Annotated in this window: 18 protein-coding genes; 7 read left to right on the plus strand and 11 right to left on the minus strand. The window is 72.0% G+C overall.

Going from position 1 to position 17,599, the window contains the following annotated elements; all coding sequences use genetic code 11:
* Positions 1–106: 106 nt before the first annotated feature.
* Positions 107–724, minus strand: a complete 618-nt coding sequence (locus ABJI51_RS26350; protein WP_348952689.1) for a histidine phosphatase family protein — start codon at positions 722–724, stop codon at positions 107–109.
* On the minus strand, positions 721–1,629 hold the full coding sequence (gene pheA, locus ABJI51_RS26355; RefSeq protein WP_348952688.1) for a prephenate dehydratase: 909 nt from the start codon (positions 1,627–1,629) through the stop codon (positions 721–723). Before pheA ends, ABJI51_RS26350 begins: the two co-directional genes overlap by 4 nt.
* 98 nt (positions 1,630–1,727) lie before the next feature.
* Here pheA and ABJI51_RS26360 point away from each other — a divergent pair, with 98 nt between their 5' ends.
* The 3 genes from ABJI51_RS26360 to ABJI51_RS26370 all read left to right on the plus strand — a co-directional run bounded on the left by ABJI51_RS26360 (position 1,728) and on the right by ABJI51_RS26370 (position 3,780).
* Complete coding sequence (locus ABJI51_RS26360; protein WP_348952687.1) at positions 1,728–2,342, plus strand: macro domain-containing protein; 615 nt, start codon at positions 1,728–1,730, stop codon at positions 2,340–2,342.
* A gap of 115 nt (positions 2,343–2,457) precedes the next feature.
* On the plus strand, positions 2,458–3,390 hold the full coding sequence (coaA, locus tag ABJI51_RS26365; RefSeq protein WP_348952685.1) for a type I pantothenate kinase: 933 nt from the start codon (positions 2,458–2,460) through the stop codon (positions 3,388–3,390).
* Between the two features lie 234 nt (positions 3,391–3,624).
* Positions 3,625–3,780, plus strand: coding sequence for a hypothetical protein (locus ABJI51_RS26370; protein WP_348952683.1), 156 nt, complete (start codon positions 3,625–3,627; stop codon positions 3,778–3,780).
* Positions 3,781–3,784: 4 nt separating this feature from the next.
* Here ABJI51_RS26370 and ABJI51_RS26375 read toward each other — a convergent pair whose 3' ends face one another.
* From ABJI51_RS26375 to ABJI51_RS26385, 3 genes are all read right to left on the minus strand, one after another.
* On the minus strand, positions 3,785–5,293 hold the full coding sequence (locus tag ABJI51_RS26375; RefSeq protein ID WP_348952682.1) for a hypothetical protein: 1,509 nt from the start codon (positions 5,291–5,293) through the stop codon (positions 3,785–3,787).
* Positions 5,294–5,482: 189 nt separating this feature from the next.
* The gene (locus ABJI51_RS26380) at positions 5,483–6,805 is read right to left on the minus strand and encodes a DUF6880 family protein (RefSeq protein WP_348952681.1); all 1,323 of its coding nucleotides are present in this window, start codon (positions 6,803–6,805) and stop codon (positions 5,483–5,485) included.
* Between the two features lie 88 nt (positions 6,806–6,893).
* On the minus strand, positions 6,894–7,814 hold the full coding sequence (locus ABJI51_RS26385; protein WP_348952680.1) for a nitrate- and nitrite sensing domain-containing protein: 921 nt from the start codon (positions 7,812–7,814) through the stop codon (positions 6,894–6,896).
* Between the two features lie 133 nt (positions 7,815–7,947).
* On the opposite strand from ABJI51_RS26385, the gene ABJI51_RS26390 reads away from it, so the two are divergent.
* On the plus strand, positions 7,948–8,265 hold the full coding sequence (locus tag ABJI51_RS26390) for a nucleotide pyrophosphohydrolase (protein WP_348952679.1): 318 nt from the start codon (positions 7,948–7,950) through the stop codon (positions 8,263–8,265).
* Here ABJI51_RS26390 and ABJI51_RS26395 read toward each other — a convergent pair.
* Genes ABJI51_RS26395 through ABJI51_RS26405 form a run of 3 tightly spaced genes read right to left on the minus strand, consistent with a single transcriptional unit; the run spans position 8,262 to position 10,678 of the window.
* Entirely contained in the window at positions 8,262–8,594 is a 333-nt protein-coding gene (locus ABJI51_RS26395; RefSeq protein WP_348952678.1) for a DUF3024 domain-containing protein, read from the minus strand. The genes ABJI51_RS26390 and ABJI51_RS26395 overlap by 4 nt on opposite strands.
* Before the next feature lie 22 nt (positions 8,595–8,616).
* Positions 8,617–9,180, minus strand: a complete 564-nt coding sequence (locus ABJI51_RS26400; RefSeq protein WP_348952676.1) for a P-loop nucleotide/nucleoside kinase family protein — start codon at positions 9,178–9,180, stop codon at positions 8,617–8,619.
* A gap of 25 nt (positions 9,181–9,205) precedes the next feature.
* Positions 9,206–10,678 carry an exonuclease domain-containing protein gene (locus ABJI51_RS26405; RefSeq protein ID WP_348952675.1) on the minus strand — a complete coding sequence of 491 codons (1,473 nt, stop codon included), beginning with the start codon at positions 10,676–10,678 and terminating at the stop codon, positions 9,206–9,208.
* Positions 10,679–10,952: 274 nt separating this feature from the next.
* On the opposite strand from ABJI51_RS26405, the gene ABJI51_RS26410 reads away from it, so the two are divergent.
* On the plus strand, positions 10,953–11,669 hold the full coding sequence (locus ABJI51_RS26410) for an excalibur calcium-binding domain-containing protein (protein ID WP_348952673.1): 717 nt from the start codon (positions 10,953–10,955) through the stop codon (positions 11,667–11,669).
* Positions 11,670–11,696: 27 nt separating this feature from the next.
* Positions 11,697–13,988 carry a helicase-associated domain-containing protein gene (locus ABJI51_RS26415; protein ID WP_348952672.1) on the plus strand — a complete coding sequence of 764 codons (2,292 nt, stop codon included), beginning with the start codon at positions 11,697–11,699 and terminating at the stop codon, positions 13,986–13,988.
* On the opposite strand, the gene ABJI51_RS26420 is transcribed toward ABJI51_RS26415, so the two are convergent.
* On the minus strand, positions 13,958–14,575 hold the full coding sequence (locus ABJI51_RS26420) for a class F sortase (RefSeq protein ID WP_348952670.1): 618 nt from the start codon (positions 14,573–14,575) through the stop codon (positions 13,958–13,960). The two genes, ABJI51_RS26415 and ABJI51_RS26420, sit on opposite strands and share 31 nt — an antisense overlap.
* Positions 14,572–15,039: a calcium-binding protein gene (locus tag ABJI51_RS26425; protein ID WP_348952668.1), complete on the minus strand. Its 468-nt coding sequence runs from the start codon at positions 15,037–15,039 to the stop codon at positions 14,572–14,574. The genes ABJI51_RS26420 and ABJI51_RS26425 overlap by 4 nt, the downstream gene beginning before the upstream one ends.
* A gap of 286 nt (positions 15,040–15,325) precedes the next feature.
* Here ABJI51_RS26425 and ABJI51_RS26430 point away from each other — a divergent pair, with 286 nt between their 5' ends.
* On the plus strand, positions 15,326–15,952 hold the full coding sequence (locus ABJI51_RS26430) for a response regulator (RefSeq protein WP_348952666.1): 627 nt from the start codon (positions 15,326–15,328) through the stop codon (positions 15,950–15,952).
* Positions 15,953–16,170: 218 nt separating this feature from the next.
* Here the strand turns inward: ABJI51_RS26430 and ABJI51_RS26435 are convergent, their stop codons facing one another.
* Positions 16,171–17,571, minus strand: coding sequence for a histidine kinase (locus ABJI51_RS26435; RefSeq protein WP_348952665.1), 1,401 nt, complete (start codon positions 17,569–17,571; stop codon positions 16,171–16,173).
* Positions 17,572–17,599: the final 28 nt, after the last annotated feature.

Genomic DNA, 17,599 nt, shown 5'->3' on the forward strand with positions numbered 1-17,599 from the left:
TGGTTGGTGCTGGGTAGACGTACCGCAGCGCGGGCAGGTTGGTTCGGACCGGTGAATTCCCCACCAAACGTGTCTTAAACGTGACAGGGTCACACTTTCGTGACGGCTACAGCGGGGTGTCCACCCAGGTGAGACAGTGCCACTGCCCGTCCGGCCGCGCCTCCAGCTCGACCAGGCCGGTGTTCGGGATCAGCGCCGCGTTGGCGACGTCCGCGTGGACGTTCGCGGCCAGCCACTCCGCGCTCAGCCGGATCGCGCCACCGTGGCTGACCAGTGCGACCACCCCGTCCGGGTCGGCCTGCTCGTGCTTGGCCCGCAGCCGGCCGACCGCGTCGAGCATCCGGGTGCGCACGCTCGTGCCGCTCTCGCCGCCGGGCAGCGACGGCGTCAGCTCGCCCAGCGTCCAGCGCCGGACGGTGTCCATGTAGACCCGGACCGAGTGGTGGTCGGTCGCCCCTTCGAGGTCACCCGCGGCGACCTCGTGCACGCCGTCGACGACCTGGACGTCCAGCGAGAACCGCGCCGCCAGAGGCGCGGCGGTCTGCTGCGCGCGGATCGCCTGCGACGCGTAGACCGCGACCACCGGCTCCCCCGCCAGCCGCGCCGCCAGGTCGTCCGCCTGACGGCGGCCCAGCTCGGTCAGCGGCGGGCCGGGCAGGGCGGTGTCCAGCGCGCCGCGGACGTTGCCCTCCGTCTGCCCGTGGCGGATGAGCAGCAGCCTCACGCGAGGTCTCCCTTGCGGACCGCGTCCGCCCACACGGCCGCCTCGACGAAGTCGTCGTTGCCGAAGCCGGGTTCGATCGTGGTGCGCGTGCTGTCGGCCCGCGGGTGCGAGCCGAGGAACCGCAGGTTGCGGCAGTGCCGGCGCAGCGCGGTCAGCGCGTCGAGGATCCGCGGCTCGGCCACGTGCCCCTCGAAGTCGATGAAGAAGCGGTACTCGCCGAAGTTGTTGCGCGTCGGCCGGGCGTCGAGCCGGGTCAGGTTGATGCCGCGGGTGGCCAGCTCGGTGAGCAGCTCGGCGAGCGTGCCGGTGCGGTTCGCGGCCGCGGCGACCACGGACGTCCGGTCGGCCCCGGTCGGCGCCGGCAGGTCACCCGGCGGCCGGACCAGCAGGAACCGCGTCGCCGCGTCGGCGACGTCGGCGACCTCGGTGGCCAGCACCTCGAGGTCGTAGTGCTCGACCGCGACCGGCGCGCAGACGGCCGCGTCGAACTCGCCCTCCAGCACGCCGACCGCGGCGGCCGACGTCGACGACGACGCCACCGGGTGCGCGTCCGGCAGGTTGGCCTCCAGCCACTCGCGGACCTGGGCCAGCGCGTGCGGGTGGCTGGCGACGGTCCGGATCTCGCCGCCGCCGCGCCGGGTCAGCACGCTGAAGTGGACGGGCAGGATGGTCTCGGCGACGGCCACCAGCGGCGTCGACTCCGAAAGCGCGTCGAGCGTGGCGGGCACCACGCCTTCGACCGAGTTCTCGATGGGGACGCACGCGGCGTCCACCTCGCCCTTGCGGACGGCCGTCATGGCCAGCCGGATGGTCTCGAGCGGGATCAGGTCCTCGCCGGCGGCCAGTGCCCGCGCGGCCTGCTCGGTGAAGGTCCCCCGGGGGCCGAAGTATGCGATCCGTGACACACACCCAGGCTACGGGGCCCGGCCGTGGCGACTTTCACTCGGACAGCCGGTACGGGAACCGGTTACGCCGGGTGGCGTTTTTTGCGATGCTGGGACGCGTGACCGCCGACCCGGGCACGCACACCGGCCGTGAGGGCGCCGAGCCGCCGGTCTTCCCTCGCACCCCGGAGCTGGTGCTGTGCGCCGTCGATGAACCACTCGCCGCGGCCTGGAGCGCCGCCGCGGACAAGCTCGGCGGACGCGTCCGCGTGCACCGCGGGTCGGTGCTCGACGTCGCCGCCCAGGCCGTGGTCAGCCCGGCCAACTCCTACGGCTGGATGCGCGGCGGCATCGACGCGGTCTACGCACGGGCTTTTCCCGAGGTCGAGCAGCGCGTGCGCAGCGCTGTCCTGGCCTTTCACGGCGGTGAGCTGCCGGTCGGCGAGGCCGTGGTCGTCCCGACCGGCGAGGACCGGCCGGCGTGGCTGATCAGCGCGCCGACGATGCGGGAACCCGGCGAGCTGCTGCCGTCCGGCACGGTGCACCCCTACCTCGCCGCCCGCGCGGTGTTCCTGAAGTGGCGCGACGGGCGGCTCGACCAGGGCCCGCTGCGCGAGTTCGTCGAGACGATCGCGATGCCGGGCCTCGGCACCGGCGTCGGCGGGGTCGCGCCGTCGACGTGCGCCCGGCAGGTCGCGGCCGCCTGGACCGAGGTTTTCGGTCACCCGCAGTGATCAACCCCCAGGTAAGGGGTGGACTACATCACAGCGCGTTCACGGGCCGTAAGCCCTACCGTTAATCAGGCAGGTGAACGTCCGCCAGTGCAGGCGACGGCCGGAGGAGTGTGCGATGACCCGGGTCCGCGAACTCAGCCCGTATGTCGAGCTGCACCGCGAACAATGGAAGGAACTGCGCAGTTCCACGCCGTTGCCGCTGACCGCGGCCGAGCTGCTGCGGCTGCGCGGTCTCGGCGAGCAGGTCGACCTGGCCGAGGTGGCCGACGTGTACCTGCCGCTGTCCCGCCTGATCAACCTCCAGGTCGCCGCGCGCCAGCGGCTCTACGAGGCGACGACGACGTTCCTCGGCGACGACTCCCGCGGCACGAAGGTGCCGTTCGTGATCGGCATCGCGGGCAGCGTGGCGGTCGGCAAGTCGACCACCGCCCGCATCCTGCGCACCCTGCTCGCCCGCTGGCCCGACCACCCCCGCGTCGACCTGGTCACCACCGACGGGTTCCTGTACCCGCGCGCCGAGCTGATGCGCCGCGGGATCATGCACCGCAAGGGCTTCCCCGAGAGCTACGACCGCCGCGCGCTGCTGCGGTTCGTCACCGAGGTGAAGTCGGGCGCCGAGCGCGTCACGGCGCCGGTGTACTCGCACCTGGCCTACGACATCCTGCCGGGCCAGGAGCAGGTGGTGCAGCAGCCGGACATCCTCATCCTGGAGGGGCTGAACGTCCTGCAGCCGGGCCCGCGGCTGATGGTGTCCGACCTGTTCGACTTCTCGATCTACGTCGACGCGCACACCGACGACATCCAGCGCTGGTACATCGAGCGGTTCCTGGAGCTGCGGCACACGGCGTTCGCGGACCCGGCGTCGCACTTCCACCACTTCGCGGGCCTGCCCGACGACGAGGCCCGCGCCGAGGCCCGCCACCTGTGGCGGTCGATCAACGAGCCGAACCTCATGGAGAACATCAAACCGACCCGGCCTCGAGCCACGCTGGTGCTGCGCAAGGACTGCGACCACACCATCAACCGGGTCCGCCTGCGCAAGCTCTGAGCCTCGCCGCCGCGGGACGCAAGCCCGGCTGTCACCCACACGCGTCCCATTTCCACGGTGGGCGAACACCGGGGCACGCGCGGTCGCCGTCCGCGACTTTCCGCGGCCGTTTCCCGGCCGATCGGCCGAGGCGGGCCCGGCAGCCGTAACCGGTTGGCCGATACCGGTGCGCGGGTCCGAAAGCGACCCTGAAGGAGTCCGGAAAACGACTCTGAGCTGGGGAGGAGGCCCACGATGTTCTCGATGATCCTCACCTGGGTCGGTGCGGTGCTCGGTCTGACCCTGCTGATCGCGATGGCCGCCGGGACGTTCGTCGTGGACTTCGACGACAGGCTGCAGGAGCGCCGCCGCAAGGGGAAGCCCGCCGAACCGGCAGGCCCCCTCCCCTGAACCCTCAGAGTGCGGCAACGGCCTCCAGGTAGGCCTCGGCGTCGTATTCGAGCGTTTCCGCGTCGACCAGGCTGTTTTCCAGCGCGTCGATCAGCTGCTCGAAGATCTCGTCGCGGTCCAGCTCGCCCTCCTGCAGCCGCTGGACGGCCTGCCAGAGCTCGGCGGGCTCGTCGTCCCACAGCTGGTCGACGATCGTGGCGCGCAGGATCAGCCGCTGCTCCTCCTCGTCTTCGTCGGCTTCGGCGATGACCAGCGCGCGGCGCTGCTCGGGGTCGGCCGGGTCGAGGTCGACCTCTTCCTCGTCGATCTCCGTGGTCAGCGACGGCACGGCGAACATCCGCCGCTCCAGCGCGTCGGCCAGCTCGGTCGGCGACAGGTCGCCGACGTCGCCGAAGTAGCGCTCCAGCGGGGAGTCGTCCTCGTCGGCGTACTCGCTCAGGTAGTCGGCGACGGCCTCGTCGAGCCCGGCGATCGCCGTCTCGGTCAGCCCGGCCCGCTCCGCCGCCCACTGGACCCAGGCCAGCACGACCGGCTCGACGGCTTCCTCGTGGTCGGCGTCGAGTTCGTACTCCTCGCCCAGCAGGCCCTCGAGGAACCGCGCGATCTTCTCCGGGCCCACGCGCAGCGGGTTCGCCGGGTCGGTGCGCAGGCCGTGCTCCAGCAGCAGGCGCCCGATCGCGCGCGCGGCGCCGGCGTCCTCCCCGCTCGCCGCGACGAACTGCTCGACGACGGCGGCGCGCTCGGCCTCGGACCACTCGGCCACCTCGGGCACGAGTGCGGGCTCCGGCAGCGCGCGGCACCAGGTGAGGGCGATCGCGTGGAAGCGCGCGTAGTCCTCGCTGACGTCGGCGTCTTCGAGGTGGTCGGTCGCGGCGAGGCCGTCGGCGACGAGGCGGTGCGCTTCGGCCGGGTCGACGGCTTCGAAGACGACCAGCTCCGGGTCGGCGTCGGACTGCTCGCGCATCTCGGCGACGACGTCGGCGGGCTGGTCGATCACGACGAGGTCCCGGACGCGGCCGCCCTCGGTGAAGTCGAGCAGCGCGAGCAGGCCGTACGCCTGCCCGCCGTGGGTGAAGACGCAGAGCAGGGACGACTCGTCGCCGTAGACGTCCCCGGTGCGCCAGCACTCGCCGGAGGTGACCTGCCCGAGCGCGCCGGCCCAGGCGGGCTCGGGGATGCCGCGGCCGAGGACGACCTGCAGCGCGGCGTCGGCGGCCTTGCGTTCGACGTCGGTCTCCGCGACGACCTTCAGCGCGGCCAGCAGCGCGGCGGCACCGGGGGTGATCTTGCGCTGTGCGAAAGCGATCAGCTCGAGGCCGAGCGGCTCGGCGCCGTCCTCGGCGGGCAGGTCGCGGAACTGGCCGAGCACCTCGGAGGCGAGCAGCTCGACGTCCACGGGCGCGGGGTCGGCGCCCAGCGCCGAGAAGTCGTTCAGGACGTCCTTGAACAGGCCGGTCACGCTGTGGGTGACGGGCTGCGGCTGCCTCTTGCGGGCGCGACTCACCGGGCTCATGACGTCATGTTTGCACCGCGCCCGTCAGCCGGTCGCGGTGGCCCTGGCGCGGGTCCCCCCGCCTGCCCGGCGGGGAGGCGCCGAGCCGGACGGCGGAACAGGGCCACCGCGACGTCGCTGGCCAGAGCGGGTGACCGCCTTGGCGGGCTCGCGGTGTCCCGGTGCACGTGTATCACCGGTTCATCCGGGTCAACGAGAGGTGCGCGAAGAGGTTACGGCTTTGGGGATGGCGATGCGCGCGGTACGGATTTCCGTGATCAGGCGGGTTTTCCGGCGGTGGGTTTCCGCCAGCGCACCGACGAAGGCGGTGAACTCCTCCGGCGTTCCGGCCTGCTTGTGCAAGCTGCGCAACAGCTTCAGCCGTCGCGCGGCCTCGCGGTAGGACTGCGGGTCCTTGCGCTCGATGAGGTCCTCGACGTGTTCGCGGAAGACCGGGATGGTCTCGGCCGGGTGCTCCGCGGCACGCTGCGCGGCCAGTTCCAGCTTGAGTTCCGGGGACGCGCCGAACCGCACGCAGGCCCGCCAGGCTTCGTCGGGACGGCCGTCGTCGAGCAGGACGCGGGCCAGCTCGTCACCCCGTTCCGGGCTTTCGGCGGCCAGCTCCCGCAACCGGGCGAGCGCGGCCCGCCGCTGGGCCGTCCACTTGCCGTCGGCCTGCGCGGCCTCGCGCAGCGCGGCGTAGGTCTCCCGGCCCGGCTCGGCGTCGAACTCCTTGCGGCGGCGGGACGTTTCGTCCTCTGGTTCCGGGGGCGGCTGCTTGTCGTGGGTGAGCGCGCGGGCGGCGTGCGCGATGGCCTCGCTGTGCCGTCCCGCGGCCCGCAGCACCCGGACGATCTTGAGGCTGACGTCGACGCGCGGCGGCTTGGCCGACAGGATCGCGACCAGCTCGTCGACGTCGCCGAGGACCTCGGCGAGCTGTTCGCGGAGCCGTTCGGCCACGTCACGGCGGTGGCCGGGCCCGCTCGCCGCGAGCACGTCGTCCACAGTGGACTTGATCCGCTGCAGCCCCGGCTCGCCCAGCGCGGCCGCGAAGTCGGCGAGGTCGATGGACGGCCGCCCGGGACCGTCGAACTCGACTTCGAGGATCCAGTCGGCCAGCTTCTCCGGGTCCGGTGGCCGGGCGGCACACGCGCGGGCGTACAGCTCGACGGCCCGGTCGAGCCGGTCGCCGAGGTCGCCGGTGTAGTCGCCGGACTGTTCCAGCACCTCGCTGATGTCGTCGACCGTGCGGCGGGCCAGCGGCGCGAGGTCGGCGCGGCTGCCGGCGTCGAGCATCCGCTGCAGCGTGTCGAGGACCGCGCCGACCTTCGCGGCGTACTCGGCGTTCCCGCCGGTGACCGCGGTGTCCAGGAGCCGGTGGGCCTCGCTGACGTCACCGGATTGGGTGGCGGCGCGCAGTTCGAGCGAGTGGCGTAACTCAGGGTCACGCTCGGCCTGGGCGTACAGCAGGTCCGCCAGCGTCTCCGCGTCCAAAGTGCGCAGGTAGAGGCGAAGATCGGGGTGGGGACTCACGCGCACCAGTCTGCCCGACCCCCGGTGCGGCGCGTGTGCGCCAACCGCGTGCTCTTTTCGGAGTAGTCCGTGACGCTTCGTGTGCGGCTCACCGGCGGCGCAGATCGTCGAACACGGCTTTCAGCGGCCACGGTTCGGGCAGCCGCGGCCGTCGTGACCGTGCGTGCCGGGGCCGCGGGATGGCCGGGCGGACGGTCGGCACCATGATCGGGACGACCGGCACCGGAACCCGCGCCACCAGCCGCCGCACCACGAACAGCAGGAGCACCGCGCACAGCAGAAGTGCCGCGCCGGCGGCGAGCGCGCCGGCGAGGGTGCGGCGGCCGTCGTCGAGGGTGAGTTCGACGGCGTACTCGCTCTGCTGCGTGTACAGCCTGCCCAGCTGGTCGGAGACGGTGTAGGCGGCGCTGCGCCAGGTGGACTCGGGTACCGGCAGCGGTTCGGCCGCGGTCAGCGCGTCCTCCGCGGCGGTCAGCCTGCTCCAGTCGGCGCTGCGGACCAGCGACTCGTACGCCGTCCGGCCACTCTCGGTGAGCTGCGGGGCAACCCGCGCGAGCCGGTCGCGGTAGGCGGCGACGGCGGCGGTGAACTGCCGCCGCGTTCCGCTGTCGAGCCCGGACAGGGCAAGGGAATCGGAGCGGTACATCCCTTCGGCCACGGAAAGCAGTTCGACGGCGGTGGTCTGCTGGAAGCCGGATTCGGCGTCCGGCGCCCGCCGCGCGTAGCCGCTCAGTCCGGTGATGGCGTCGTCGATCCGCTGGGTGAAATTCGCGTACGCGTCATCCCGTTGGCCGGGCACGGCCATCGCCGCGCTGCGCTGGGCCTGCAGGGCGACCACCGCACGGGCCGTCCGTTCCGCCGCGGAAGCGGTCTCCATGGCGAGGTCGCGGGTGCGAACCGCTTGGTGGATCAGGAAAACCGCGATCACCAGTGCCACGAGGACGAGGGCACCGCCGGGGATGCAGGCGATGCCGAGCATGCGGCCGCGGACGGATCGCAGGTACTTCAAGACGTTCCTTTCCCGGCCTTGGACCCCGCACACATCCCGACGAGCGTCAACCTATTGAGTGAGAGATTCACCGGTCAACGCGGATCCGCCATACGGCCGTTAGCGCACGGTGACGGCCGGGATAATCGGGCCTGTGACCTTCGAAGACGTGACCCGGCGCCTGCGCGGCTTCGCGGCGGCGCGCGCGTGGGAGCCGTACCACACCCCGAAGAACCTCGTGATGGCGCTTTCCGGCGAGGTGGGCGAGCTGACCTCGCTGTTCCAGTGGCTGACGCCGGAGGAGTCGGACGCGTGGCGCGACGATCCCGAGCTGGCGGCGAAGGTGCTGGACGAGATCGCGGACGTCACGCTGTACCTGCTGCAGCTGGCCGACCGCCTCGGCGTCGACCTGGCCGCGGCGGCGCACGCGAAGATCGACCGCAACGAGGTGCGGTTCCCGCCGCCTGCCTAGCCCCAGAAGACGCCGTCGGGGTTGCGGTCGATCTCGGCGAGCAGCGCGGGCGGGGTGCTGGCAACCGGCGCGTCCGGGTAGGACAGCCACCGGCCGGTGCGGTCGGCCCAGAAGACCGACCAGATCCCGAAGTCGTCCAGCCGCAGCTGCGCGATCTTCTGCTCGGTCCAGTCGGCTTCGGGCTGCCCTGGCGCACGCCGTTCGACGATGGTGACCGTCCGGCCGCGGGTCCGGCATTCGACCCGGATCCGGTCCCTGAGCCGCTCGGGGACGCGCTGGGCGCACCACCGTTCGATCTGCCGCAACGCCAGTTCCGGAATGCCCGCCATGACTCCAGTGAACCGGACCGGCTCAGCGGCCCCGCACGGGGGCGCCGAGCGCGGCAACGACGTCGGCATAGGTGTCTTCGGGCGCCCGCCCGCCGGTGGGCACGACCACGCACCGCGGCCGCTGCGGCAGGTAGGCGGTGAGCTGGTCGTGGATCTTCTCGACCATGGCGGTGCCCCCGCGTTCCCACAGGACGTCGTCGATGCCCTTGGTGACGGCATCCTCCGTGGCGGCCCGGCCGGCAAAGCGCTCGCAGGCCACGGATTTGTCCGCGGTGAGCAGGATTTCCCGGTATTCGGCCCCACATTCGGCGGCGACGGCCTCGAAGGGCTCGACGTCGGCAACGCGCGTGGCCAGCTGCGGCATGACGACGTCGAACCCGGTCCGCAGATGCGCCCCGGCCATGGCGGCCGTGAGCAGCTGCGCGGCCTGGAAGGTCCGGAAGAAGGTGTCCTGCCAGCCCCCGATGAGACAGACGACGCGGTCGGTGTCCAGGTTGAGGACACCGGGATGCCGGTCCACGTAGGCCTGCGCGATGGTCGACTTCCCGATTCCGGACGGGCCGTTCAGATGGATCAGCCGGGGCACCGGACCGAGAGTACCGAAGATCGGCTCACCGCGGCGCGGGCTCGGCGATCCACCACCCGCCGAGGAGCGCCCCGACTCCGAGCATCCCGAGGAAGATCCCCACGGCGAGCGGCGACCCGGCGAACATGGTGACGACGACGATGAACATCAGCAGCAGCCCGAAGCCCATCAGGATCCGCCCGCCGAGGACTTTCACCGTCCGGGGCGCAGGCGCGACGACCTGCGCCGGCTGGGGAACCGGCGGAGCCACCACGGCAGGCACCTCCGGCAGAACGGACGTGCGCTGGGCCGGCGCCGGACCGAATCCGAGGACAGCCGTCGCCTCGGGCAGGCCGAGGACGATCACCCCCAGCTCCGCTGCCCTGGCCAGCCGGGGCTCGGAGTCCGGAACCGTCTCGTCGCGAACCAGATGGGTCACGGTCGCGGTCAGCTTCTTCGCCAGCTGAGCCCCTTCGGCCAGGACCCGGGCACGCAGCCGGTCCGCGGCGGCCGTGCTGCCCAGCACGAGCACCCTGACCGGCCGGTCCCCGCCGGAGCGCCGCAGATCACTGACGAGTTCCGGCACGCCGAGCGCTTCCGCAACCTGGTTCAGCTCACGGACTTCCGCATCGGTCACCACCCCGTCACCTTCGGCCACGGCACGCAAGGACGTCACGAACTGCTCGTGGGTGGCCCGGACCTGCGCTTCGGGAAGCCCGGCCTCGGTCGCCAGCGCGGCCAGCGCCCAGACCTCCTCGTGCGTCAGGTGCGCGTCGGCGACGACTCCGGCGAGCAGGTCGAGGTACGCGTACCCGAGCGCCGGATCACCACCGACCGGTCCCATCACCACACGTTCGACGACATCGGCCATCCAGCCCTGCTCGACCGGCGGTTCCTCGCCCCGTGGGCGCAGCCGTCCGCCTGCCGCGAACCGCGGCACCGCGGGAAAGGCCGGAGCGACCGCGAAAGTGAACCCGTGCCTGCCGAACAGCGTGACCGCCAGCCGCGCGACCGCACGGGCGCCGGTCACCGCGGGCCGGCCGAGCCGGACGGAGACGCCGAAAGCGTGCGCCACCGTCGCGAGCCGGTAGTTGGGCAGCTGGACGGCCGACTGAGCGGCGGCGAGCAGGCCGACGCCCGGCAGCACCGGCACCTGCACCCCCAGCCGGGCGATTTCGTCGCGCAGGAAGGCGGCCACGAAAGGCAGGTTGTACGCCACGACGACACTGCCGCCGCACAGGTCCAGCAGCGGGCCCAGCACAGCGCCGAAGGGCGGCGAATCATCGAGTTCGTCCCGGGTGAGGCCGTGCACGAAGACCGAGCCCGGCGTGACCGCCCGGCCGGGATTGATCGTCGTCGTCAATTCGCCGGCCACGGTGCCGTCCGGCCGCATCCGCACGGCGGCGAGCTCGACAATGCGTCCCGGCCGCAATCCCGTGGTACGGATTTCCACCGCGGTGAAGTCGAGATCGTGCGCGGGACGGCCGCCGGCGCCGGACAACGGGAGAGATTCGATCACGCTGGCTGATCGCGCCGACGCGTTCGGCCGTGACAGCTTTTCCGTCACCGGCGGATGTTCGTGACCGGATCGTGACGGCAATATTCGGCCGGATAACAGATGGTGGTCCGTTTCGCGCTGAGGCGTAACACCGGCGGGGCTTTTCCCGAACCCAGGGTCGGCACGTCGCGTCGAGGAACGAGGATCACCCCGCATGTACGCACCCACCCCGGGACAGCCGCGCCCGAAAAGGCAATTCCCGAATTGGCTCCGGATCACCCTGGCCGTTTTCCTGGTGCTGTTCGTTCTCGGCGCGATTTTCGGGAAGTCACCCGAACCGGCGCTGACGGCTTCGCCGTCGTCGACGACGGCCGCTCCCACCACCACCAGTGGCACCCCGGCTCCCGTCGCGGAGACCTACACCGTCGCAACCGTGACGGATGGCGCCACGTTCGAGGTGATCGGCAGCAACGGCACCCGGAAGACGGTGCACGTCACGGGTGTGGCGACGACGGGGACGACCAGCGACTGCTTTGGCGCGGAATCGCTGGCCTGGGCCGGCAGCAAGCTCGCCGGCCGGCCGGTCAAGCTGGGCGCCGACATGGCAGGCGGTGTCACCGTGACCCTCGCCGACGGCGAGGACTACGCAACGCTGGCGGTCCAGAACGGCTATCTCAAGTCCACGACGGCCGCACTCAGCGCCGCCGAGACCGCGGCCAGGCAGGCAGCGCACGGATTCTGGGGCCCGCCGTGCAACGGCTCCGTCAATCTCACGACGCCTGCACCTGAACCCACCTCGGCACCTCCCGCGCCGAGCACGAAAGCGGCGCCCAAACCGCCGCCGGTGCGGACGCCCACCCCGGAGCCGCCTGCTCCCAAGCCGGACACGAGCAGCGCCTACTACGCCAACTGCAGTGAGGCGAGGGCAGCGGGAGTCACTCCCCTGCACGTGGGAGATCCCGGGTACCGGCCCGGACTGGACCGTGACCACGACGGTGTGGCCTGCGAATAGCCGTCCGGCGGCCGCTAGCCTGGGCCCATGACCACCGCCGACGAACTGCTCGGCAGGCTCACCCGCCTGAACGCCGATGAGCTGGCGAAGCTGCTGGCCCACCGGCCGGACGTGCTCGAAGAGCCGTGGCCACGGCGGCTCGACGTCGTCGCGGCGCGGCTCGCCTCGCCCGAATCCATCGACGCGGCGCTGCTTCGGCTGCCGCTTCCGCTGGTGCAGGTCATGCGCGCCGTCCAGCTGTGTTACGTGCTCGGTGAGGGGCCCGCGCCCCTTGCCGAAGTCGCGCGGCTGCTCGGCGCCACCGATGTCGAGTCCTATGTGGACGAACTGGCCGAGCGCTCACTGCTGTGGCGCGAAGACGACAAAGTCGTCCTGCCGAGACTGCTGCGGCGCAACAGTTTTCAGCCCGAGGGCCTCGGCCTGCCCGTCGCGGACCTGCTCGGCGAACTCGGCACGCCGCGGCTGGCGAAGCTGGCGCAGGCCAACGGGCTGCCGCACACCGAGCGGAAACGGGACCTCTTCCTGAGTCTCCTGGACTTCTTCCGCGACGCCGACCGCGTTCGCGAGCGCTTCGCCACCGCGCCCGGCGATGCCCGCAAACTGTTGCTGGACATGGCCGAAGGTGTGCCCGAAGTCGAGGGTCACGCGCCGGCGGGGTGGGCCTTCGAGCACGGTTTCCTCTTCGCGACCTACTACGGCAGCGTCGCCATGCCGATCGAGGTCGCGCTCGCCCTGCGCGGCCCCGGCCGCCAGCTGCCGTTCACGCCCGAGGAACCGGAGTACGCCGTCACGCACGTCGGGACCGAGTCCGGCGAGGCCGCGTCGTCGGCCGCCGCGCTGCGGTTGCTCGATCGCGTGTCGGCGATTCTCGACATGGCCGCCGCGGAGCCGTTTCCGCTGCTCAAGGACGGCACGATCGGGACGCGCCTGATCAAGAAGGTCGCCAAGGAAACCGGAGGCACGCCGGCGGAGATCGAGCTGGCCTTCGACCTCGCGGCGCAGACCGGGCTGCTGCTGGCCGACGAACCGGAGCCGCCGCGGCGCGGGCACAAGACTCCGCCGCCGACGCTGGGGATCAACCCGGAGCTCGCGCGGCCCGAGCCCGCGCTGCTGTACCGCCTGCTGGTGACGACCTGGTGGGACCCGGTCCCGCCGGAGTTCGAAACCGACGTCGACGCGCTGGTGCGGCGAGCGCTCGTGCGGCTGCTGGCGCGGCTCGACCCCGGTGACGCCGTCGCTGACGTCGGCCAGCTGGTCCGGCTCGTCCAGTGGCACGCGCCGATGCTGCCTGCCGACGACTTCGCCGCGTACGTCCGGGCAGCGCTCACCGAAGCCGAGCTGCTCGGCGTCGTCGCGCACGGTGCCGTGACCGCGGCCGGACGTGCGCTGCTCGCCGGGCACGGGCTGGTCGAAGTCACCGACGAGCTGGTCTCCCGCGCGCGGACGACGGCGTTGTTCGGCACCGACCTGACCGCGATCGTGCCCGGCTCGCCGGACGCGCGGCTCGCCGCGTTGCTGGACCGCGTCGCCGACCGCGAGACACAGGGCACCGCGACCAGCTGGCGGTTCTCGCCGTCGTCCGTGCGGCGGGCGTTCGACCAGGGCGCGACGGCAGGCGAGCTGCTCGCCGAGCTGCGGACGATCGCGGCGGGCGAGCTGCCGCAACCGCTGGTGTACCTGGTGAACGACGTCGCGCGGCGGCACGGCGAGGCGCAGGTGATCGACGTCGCGAGCGTCGTCGTCGGGGACGCCGCCGTGCTCGCCGAGCTGGCGGCGCACCGGAAACTCGCCAAGCTCGGCCTGCGTGCCGTGGCTCCGACGGTCCTGACGTCCACAGTGGACGCTGCGGGAACGGTGAACGCCTTGCGTGACGCGGGTTATGCGCCAACGCGTCATGCCGCCGACGGCAGCATCGTGCTGCCTGCTCGCGAGCAGCAGTCCGCGCCGAAGGCCGCCGTCCGGGACGCCGATCCCGACGAAGGGCCGCCCGATCCCGCCGAGCACGCGAAGCGCCTTCTCGCGGCGCCGGCAAGCGGACCGGGCCTGCTGCGCGGCCAGCTCGCGCGCGCGATGAGCGACCGCTACGCGGGCCGGCTCACCACGAAGCAGCAGCAGCTCTGCTGGCAGCTCGAAGCCGGGCTGCCGGTGGACGTCCTGTACCGCGAGGACGGCGCCGAGCCCGAACACCTGGTGATCGCGTATCCCGAGCTGGACGGCGACCTCCTGGACGTCTGGTCGCTGAACGAACGCACCTACCGGCGGCTCGACCTGGCCCGGCTCGACCTGGCTCAGGCTTCGACCGCGGTGAGTTTCGCGTAGGCGACGACGTTGTCGAGGTAGTTGCCGCTCGCCCGGTCGAACGCCCCGCCGCAGGTGATGAGCCGCAGCTCGGGCTCCGCCGTGTCGCCGTACACGCGGTCGGTCGGGAAGGCGGCCTTCGCGTAGCGGTCGACGCGGTAGACCGTGAAGACCGCCGTCCGGCCGTCGGTGCGGCCGACTCTGGCCTGTTCTCCGGGCCGCAGGTCTTTCAGGCGCGAAAAGGCGCCGGGCACGTGCTGGTAGTCGACGTGCGCGGCCAGCACTGCCGGGCCGGCCTCGCCGGGTGACGGCGCACCGGTGAACCAGCCGACGGTCGTGGCGTCGGGCGGCACCTCCAGTGCGCCGTCCGGCGTCAGCCCGAGGTCACGGAGGCCCTCGGCCCGGACGCCGATCGCCGGGATGGTCAGGGACGCCGGTTTCGCCGCGGGCAGCGAGCCGGTGGTGACCACCGCGGTCGCGACGGGGGACGGCGGGACGGCGGGCTGCGGCGCCTTCGGCGACAGGACGAGGACGAGCGCGACGGCCACGACGACGCCGAGCGCGGCGACGACCGCCGCGACCGCGGGCCACAGACGCGGGTGCCTCAACTCGGCCGCCGGCGCAGGTAGAGCACCATGCCGCCGGACGCCGACGCGGCCAGCACCGCACCGGCGACCAGCAGGAATCCGGGGACTTCCGCGTCGGGCTCACCGCCGCCGGTGGCCACGCCGCCGACCGGCTTGATTTTCACCTGACCACCCGAGGCGGCTTTCCTTGCCGTGGTTTTCGGCGTGGTGGCGGGCCGTTCCGACGTCGGCGTGGCGGCGTTGTGCTGCGGTCGGCGCGGCAGCGAATCACACGCGATACCGTCGTTGTCCGCGTCGAGGTGGTTGGGGTCTCCCGGCGTTGCGTCGAGAACCGCTTGCGCGTCTTCCTGGTATTCGAAGTCTGGACAGTCCACATCGGCCGTCAGAGGCGTCGCGAGCTGCGCGGAAGCGAAGGGAACGGGACCGAGGAAAGCGAGCCCGGCGACGGCCGCGGACGTCGTCAAGGCACGGCGGAGCAAGGACAACGGGAGTCCCTTCGGAGGGCGTCAGGGGGTGATTGCGTGGTTACTATCGCGGCCTCGGCGCGCCTGTTACGCGCCTTTCCGGAATTCCGGAAATGACAGCGATCCACCAGGCGTCGCGCGTCCGGTGATTCTCTGCCGTATTCGCCGTCACCTGCGGGTTCGCCTCCCCGGAATACCGGCGGCGGAGAATGTTACGGGTTTCGAAGTCACACGTTTGACGTAATTCACGTGTGACGGCACCGGCGGGCCGCCACCACGGCCGCCGCGCACCCCGTAACCTCGGGGTATGCCGATCCAGGTTCTGCTCGTCGACGACCACGAACTGGTCCGCCGCGGGCTGCGCGACCTCCTCGGCGACGAGCCCGACATCGAGGTCGTCGCCGAGGCGAGCACCGTCGAAGAGGCGCTGGCGGTGGCGATGCACGTCGAGCCGGAGGTTGCGGTGGTCGACGTCCGCCTCGGCGACGGCGACGGCATCACGCTCTGCCGCGAGCTGCGGTCGAAGCCGAATCCGCCGGCCTGCCTGATGCTCACCGCGTTCGACGACGAGGAGGCGATGGTCGGCGCGATCATGGCCGGGGCCGCGGGTTACCTGCTGAAGCAGGTCCGCGGGCAGGACGTGGTGCACGCGGTCCGCGAGGTCGCGGCCGGCCGGTCGCTGCTGGACCCGGTGAGCACCGCGCGGGTGCTGGACAAGATGCGGCACCCGCCGACCGACGAGCTGGCGACGCTCACCGAGCGCGAGCGCGACGTGCTCGAGCTGATCGGCCAGGGCCTGTCGAACCGCGAGATCGCCGAGCGGCTGTTCCTCGCGGAGAAGACGGTGAAGAACTACGTGACGTCCGTGCTGGCGAAGCTGGGCATGCAGCGCCGGACGCAGGCCGCCGCCTGGATCGCCCGGCGCGAGAAGTGACGCTTCGCGGTCCAGCCCGTCCGCAATCCGCCGTTCGCTGATCCTTTTCCCGGCCCCGGTCACGGACCGCCATGTCGATCAGCGTTTTCCGCGCGAGAGATTCACTCGAACGTGAGTCGAATGCGTGTTCGAATTTTCGGTACGATCATGGCGAGGGCGTGGAAGGGAGGCTGGATGACCCGAGAAGGCTGAGATGCTGAGATGTGCCGGAGGACCGGTCAGTCGAGAGGCAGATCGAACGCGACGAGCGTGCCGAGACTGGGTGAGGAGTTCAGGAAGAACTTCCCGCCCGCGGCGTCCGCGCGTTCGGCGAGATGACGCAGGCCACGGGTGGCGACGCCCTGGGGGACACCGGAACCGTTGTCCCGGACACGGAGTTTCACGCCACTGGAGTCCCTGGTCAGCGTCACGCGGGTTTCACTGGCGCCGGAGTGCCTGACCACATTGGACAGTGCTTCGCGCAGGGCGGCCCGGATGTGGTCGGCGCGTTCCGCGGGGATGTCGGCGAATTCGCCGGACAGCTCCAGGGTCGGTGGGTAGCCGAGCAGCTCGCCGGCGATGCGAACCTCGCCGCGCGCCGACTCGGCGAGGTCGGTGGGCGTGCCGGTGTCGTGGCGAGGCTCCGGTGACCGCAGCGCGCGCACGGTGCCCCGGATTTCCTCGATGGTCTGGTCGAGCTGGTCGATCGCGTCGGACAACCGGGCCCCGTCGGCCTGGGCGAAGCGCTTGCGCATGTTGCGCCGGACCCGGTCCAGCTGCATGCCCGCGCCGTAGAGACGTTGGACGATGACGTCGTGCAGTTCGCGCGCAATGCGTTCCCGCTCCTCGAACAGCGCGACCCGGTGCCGGGCATTGGCGCCCTCGGCAAGGGCGAGCACCACCCCAGCCTGCGCGGCAAAGGCGACGAGCATCTCGACGGTCCCGGCGGAGAAGGGTTCACGCCCCCGCTTCCGGTAGACGGTCAAGGCACCCAGAACCCGCCCCCCGGACCCGAACGGAGCAGCGGCGAAGGGCCCATAGCCATGCAGTTCGGCGGGGACGTAGGGAGCGGTCCGCGGATCGACGGTGAAGTCCTCACTGGCCACGGGCTCGCCACCCCGCGCAACCCGCCCGGCCGCGGAGTCGGCGGGGAGTGCCAGGCCACGCAGGGAGTCGCCGCTGCTCGCGGGACCGGGCTCGGCGGGAAGCGGCTGCCCCGGGACCGACGCCCCACCTCCGACGGCCGCGGCCCCCGGATCAGGCTCGGCGGGCAGCGGCTGCCCTGGCAAAGGGGCTTCGCTGCCGGTCGGCCCCGGCCCGGCCGCTGCGGGCTCGGCGGAGAACGCCCGTCGCGCGGATTCCCCGCCGCTCGCGGGACCGGGCTCGGCGGGAAGCGCCTGCCCCGGCAAGGCGTCTTCGCTGCCGGTCGGCCCATTCCCCGCAGTGGCGTAGTGCGCTGCCTCGACCACCACGCGGCCGTCGTCGGCGGTGACCATGGCGAGGCCGAGGTCGGCGTCGGCGAGTTCGGCGGCCCTGGCCACGACCGTCTCGAGCACCGCGCCCGGGTCGTCGCCGGAGAGGGCGGTGCTCGTGATCTCGGTGGCTGCGGACAGTGCCCGCGCGGCAAGCGTCGGATCCATGAGTTCCGTCATTATCGCGCGGCGCGGC

Origin of the sequence: Amycolatopsis melonis (assembly GCF_040064235.1) — a bacterium.
Taxonomy (GTDB): Bacteria; Actinomycetota; Actinomycetes; order Mycobacteriales; family Pseudonocardiaceae; genus Amycolatopsis; species Amycolatopsis melonis.